Annotated in this window: 4 protein-coding genes and 1 pseudogene; 4 read left to right on the plus strand and 1 reads right to left on the minus strand. The window is 68.4% G+C overall.

Annotated elements, in window-relative coordinates; translation table 11 throughout:
• From ACK4HL_RS13880 to ACK4HL_RS13890, 3 genes are all read left to right on the plus strand, one after another.
• A partial coding sequence (locus tag ACK4HL_RS13880) for a 6,7-dimethyl-8-ribityllumazine synthase (RefSeq protein ID WP_409761310.1) occupies positions 1-244 on the plus strand: 244 nt, incomplete at its 5' end.
• Positions 241-720 carry a transcription antitermination factor NusB gene (gene nusB, locus ACK4HL_RS13885; protein ID WP_409761312.1) on the plus strand — a complete coding sequence of 160 codons (480 nt, stop codon included), beginning with the start codon at positions 241-243 and terminating at the stop codon, positions 718-720. The genes ACK4HL_RS13880 and nusB, both read left to right, overlap by 4 nt.
• The gene (locus tag ACK4HL_RS13890; protein ID WP_409761314.1) at positions 717-1,928 is read left to right on the plus strand and encodes an MFS transporter; all 1,212 of its coding nucleotides are present in this window, start codon (positions 717-719) and stop codon (positions 1,926-1,928) included. The genes nusB and ACK4HL_RS13890 overlap by 4 nt, the downstream gene beginning before the upstream one ends.
• Here the strand turns inward: ACK4HL_RS13890 and ACK4HL_RS13895 are convergent.
• The gene (locus tag ACK4HL_RS13895) at positions 1,876-2,979 is read right to left on the minus strand and encodes a hypothetical protein (RefSeq protein WP_409761316.1); all 1,104 of its coding nucleotides are present in this window, start codon (positions 2,977-2,979) and stop codon (positions 1,876-1,878) included. The two genes, ACK4HL_RS13890 and ACK4HL_RS13895, sit on opposite strands and share 53 nt — an antisense overlap.
• A 261-nt stretch (positions 2,980-3,240) precedes the next feature.
• Between ACK4HL_RS13895 and ACK4HL_RS13900 the strand changes: the two are divergent.
• A pseudogene (locus ACK4HL_RS13900) lies at positions 3,241-4,853 on the plus strand (sodium-translocating pyrophosphatase); the annotation flags it as partial.

Consider the following 4,853-nt stretch of genomic DNA (forward strand, 5'->3'; position numbering starts at 1 on the left):
GACCACCCACTACGACATCGTGGCCAATGAGAGCGCCCGCGGCATCATGGGCCTCACCACCGAGGGGCTGTGCATCGGCAACGGCATTCTCACCTGCGAGAACGAGGCCCAGGCCTGGGCGCGCGCAAAGGTGGACGACATGGACAAGGGCGGTGGCGCTGCCGAAGCCGCCCTCGCCATGATCCGCTTCTCCCGCCTCATGGCCCGCAAGGCCGCCGGGCTCGACGTCAAGGCGGCATCGTGACCAACGCCGAGAACAGCAAGTACCCGCGCGAGCGCCGCTCCGCCGCAAGGCTGGGCGCCGTGCAGGCGCTCTATCAGATGGACATCTCCGGAAGCGACGTCGGCGAGACTCTCGCGCAGTTCTCCGCCCGCGCCATGGGCGAGAACTTCGAGGATGGCCAGTGCGGCGAAGCCGATTACCGCCACCTCCGCGAGGTGGTGGATGGCGTGGTGCGCGAGCAGAAGGAAATCGACCCCGCGGTGGATCACATCCTCGACAAGGCCTGGCCGCTGCACCGGCTCGATTCCACCGTGCGTGCCATCCTGCGCGCCGCCGCCTATGAGCTGATGTTCATGGAGCGCGTGCCGGCCCGCGTTGCGATCAGCGAATACGTGGATGTGGCGGACGCCTTCTTCGGCGCGGAGGAGCCGCGCTTCGTCAACGGCGTGCTGAACCAGCTCGCCCGCCAGAAGCGCCCGCAGGAATTCACCGCGTGACGGCGCTGGCCGCCGCCGCCTTCGACGACCGCAAGGCGAAGCGCAACGCGGCGATCCTCGCCGTTGCCCAGGCCCTTTATGGCGCGGCGATTACCGCGGTGGTCGTCACCGCTGGCCTCGTCGGCGCCCAGCTCGCGCCGAGCCCCTCCTGGGCGACACTGCCCGTCTCCATGATGATCGTCGGCACGGCGCTCACCACCTTCCCGATCTCGCTGATGATGCGCCGCACCGGCAGGCGCCTGGGCTTCGTGCTCTGCGCCATTGCCGGTGCCGCGGGCGCGCTCACCGGAATGGCGGCGATCTTTCAGCGGAGCTTCGGCCTGTTCCTGCTCGGCTGCCTGCTGCTCGGCATCTACCAGGCCTCCGCCTCCTATTACCGCTTCGCCGCGGCGGATACGGCAAGCCCCGCCTTCCGTCCGAAGGCGATCTCCTGGGTCATGACGGGCGGCATCGTCGCCGCCCTGATCGGCACGGTGATCGTGATGGGAACGGTCGATCTCCTCGCGCCCGTCACCTTCGCGGGAACATGGCTCGTGATGGCGGCGCTCTCGCTCATCGGCGCGGTGATCCTCCTCGCCGTCGACATCCCCAGGACAGAGGACAGGCACGCCGCCACCGGCCGCCCGCTCTCAGTCATCGCCCGCCAGCCGCGCTACATCGTCTCCGCCACCACCGGCATGCTCGCCTACGGCATCATGATGCTGGTGATGACGGCGACCCCCGTCGCCATGCTGGGCTGCGGCTTCTCGGTCTCCGATTCGAGCTGGGTCATCCAGTGGCATGCCCTGGCCATGTTCGTGCCGAGCTTCTTCACCGGCTCCCTCATCGCCCGCTTCGGCGCGGAGAGGATTTCCGCTCTCGGCATGCTGATGCTGGTGGGCGCCGCCGTTTCCGGGCTCCTCGGCATTCATTTCGAGAATTTCGCCGTGGGCCTCGTGCTGCTCGGGCTCGGCTGGAACTTCGGCTACATCGGCGGCACCACCATGCTCACCACCACCTACGAGGCGGATGAGCGGAACAAGGCGCAGGGGCTGAACGATTTCCTCGTCTTCGCGACGACGGCCGTCACCTCCCTCAGCGCCGGCAAGCTCCTCGACTGGTTCGGCTGGAACGGCGTCAACCTCGCCGTCTTTCCCATGGTGGTCCTGGCGCTCGTCATGATCGGCTGGCTTGCCACGCACCCGAAGTCCAGGGTGGCGGCGGGCTGAGATTGATGCGGTTGCGCGGCCGCCACAGCAGGCGCCCGATCCGCCAGGAGAGCCGCGTGAGGGCCAGCAGCGCCAGCGCCGCCCAGCCCAGCATGGACAGCGTCCAGAACGCCGCCGAGCCGGCGACGCTCATGAAGGTCACGGCGGTTCCCGCCATCACCAGAACGCCGCGCGTCGCCTTGCCGAAGCGGCTGGAGAGCTTCGCGGTGCGGGCAACGTCCTCCGCCGTCTCGGCCGTCTTCAGCGTGTGGAGCGTGGCGCGGTATCCGGCCTTGCCGCCGATGGTGGCGACATCCGCCCCCAGTGCGGAGAGCCTGCCGACCGCGGCGGGCCGGATGAGTCCGTAGGCGGCGGTCCGCGCGGCGGGAATGTCGAGGCGCTTCAGGGCGCCCGCCATGCTGCGGAAGGCCTGGCCGTCCACCGCCTCGCCCGCCATTCGCCCGACCTGTCGGACGAGGGCGGGGGAGAGCCGTCCCGCCCGCCTTGCCGCCTTGAGCGTGCTGACACCCGTGCGGGCGGGAAGCGCCAGCCCGTCGGAGGCGATCGTCGCCACGCTGAGCGCGAGGCCAACCCCCGCCAGCCCGACGATGAACGGATCGGCCCCTTCGCCGGCGATCTGGCGGCGGGCCTGGACGAACAGGTCGCGCAGGTCGCCCACGCCCGTGAGGTCGGCCGCGACGGCCCCGGCGAGCGCGGCCTCGCTCGAGGCATCGCCGGAGAGAAAGCCGTTCCAGGCCTCCTCGCCCATGCGGGCCTGGGCCTCCGCCTCGGCGGCGGCGATCTCCTGCGTGAGGGCGGGGGAAAGGGCCACGCCGCGGGCATTGGCAAGCTCCCGGATGCTTGCGGCGAGGTCGTCGTCCTTTTCGGCGAGTGCGCGGGCGGCGGCGGCCTCGTAGTGGGCGGCGCTCCGTCCGGAGAGGAGATAGTCCGCCACCGCGGCCTCGTCGCGTTGGCCTCCGATCAATGCCGCCGCGGCGATCCCGCGGGGCAGGATGGCGATCCCCAGCGCCAGAACCGCCGCCGTGACCAGAACCCAGAGCCAGAATTTCATGCCGTCGCCGTCCTCCTCGTCCGGCCTGGGCTTAGACCACCGGAACCTGACGCCATTATGGCAGAATCTTGCCATCCTGTACTTTTTTTCCTAGTCGTGCCCATCAGTCATTGGCCTGAGCCAAAACCCTCAATTTTTGTGCTTGTTGCGCTCATTGCCTTGATTTGGCATACCCTTCCCCATCTTTCGGAGCAGGGATGAGGGCGGATGATTCCGTCTAGGGGCTCTGGGGAAAACACTGAACGAACACAAGGGTTTATCATGACCACTGCACTCTGGCTGATCGTGCTCGCAGGCGCGCTCTCCATCGTGTACGGCATCGTGACCACGCGCGGCCTCCTCGCCGCGGACGCTGGCACGGCCCGTATGCAGGAGATTTCCGCCGCCGTGCGCGAAGGCGCCACGGCCTATCTGAACCGTCAGTACACCACCATCGGCATCGTCGGCGTGGTGATCTTCGTCCTCGCCTGGATCCTGCTCGGTGCCTTCTCGGCCATCGGCTTCGCCATCGGCGCCATCCTCTCGGGCGTCGCGGGCTTCATCGGCATGAACGTCTCGGTGCGCGCCAACGTGCGCGTCGCCCAGGCCGCCACCAAGTCGCTGGCCGGCGGCCTCGACCTCGCCTTCAAGTCGGGCGCGGTCACGGGTCTCCTCGTGGCGGGCTTGGGCCTCCTCGGCGTCACGCTCTACTTCATCATCCTGAAGGACATGGCGGGCCTCGACCCGACGAGCCGCGCCGTCATCGACGCGCTGGTCGCCCTTTCCTTCGGCGCCTCCCTCATCTCGATCTTCGCCCGTCTGGGCGGCGGCATCTTCACCAAGGGTGCGGATGTCGGCGGCGACATGGTGGGCAAGGTCGAGGCGGGAATCCCCGAAGACGACCCGCGCAACCCCGCCACCATCGCCGACAACGTCGGCGACAACGTCGGTGACTGCGCCGGCATGGCGGCCGACCTGTTCGAGACCTACGTCGTCACCGCCGTGGCCACCATGGTGCTCGCGGCCATCGCCCTTCCGGCCGATCTCAAGCTCGCCGGCATGGTGCTGCCGCTCGCCATCGGCGGCGCCTGCGTGGTGACCTCGATCATCGGCACCTACTTCGTGAAGCTCGGTGCCAACAACAACATCATGGGCGCCCTCTACAAGGGCGTGATCGCGACGGGCGTCCTCTCGCTCGTGGCGCTCTTCCCTGTGATCTACCTGGTGTTCGGCGGCATGTCCGTTCCGATCACCACGACGGATGCCACCTTCACCCCCATGACATTGTTCTGGTGCGGCGTGGTCGGCCTCATCATCACCGCGGCCATCATCTGGATCACCGAGTACTACACCGGAACCGGCAAGCGCCCGGTGAACTCGATCGCCGAGGCCTCGATCACCGGCCACGGCACCAACGTGATCCAGGGCCTCGCCGTCTCCATGGAGGCAACGGCCCTTCCGGCCCTCGTCATCATCGCGGGCATCATCGTCACCTACACGCTGGCCGGCCTCTTCGGCACCGCCGTGGCGGTCACCACCATGCTGGCGCTGGCCGGCATGATCGTGGCGCTCGACGCCTTCGGCCCGGTGACAGACAATGCGGGCGGCATCGCCGAAATGGCGGGCCTTCCGAAGGAGGTGCGCCAGAACACCGACGCGCTGGACGCCGTGGGCAACACCACGAAGGCCGTCACCAAGGGCTATGCCATCGGCTCGGCGGGCCTCGGCGCCCTGGTACTCTTCGCCGCCTACACCCAGGACCTGAAGACCTTCTTCAGCGACGTCCCGGTGAGCTTCGACCTGTCGAGCCCGTGGGTGGTGGTGGGCCTGCTCTTCGGCGGCCTGCTGCCCTACCTCTTCGGCGGCATGTCGATGACGGCGGTGGGGGGAGAGGG

It is taken from the genome of Aestuariivirga sp., from assembly GCF_046294715.1.
Taxonomy (GTDB): domain Bacteria; phylum Pseudomonadota; class Alphaproteobacteria; order Rhizobiales; family Aestuariivirgaceae; genus Aestuariivirga.

Excerpts from the sequence above, each read along its gene's own strand:
- ACK4HL_RS13895 (WP_409761316.1), bottom strand. The coding sequence starts at position 2,979 with ATGAAATTCTGGCTCTGGGTTCTGGTCACGGCGGCGGTTCTGGCGCTG.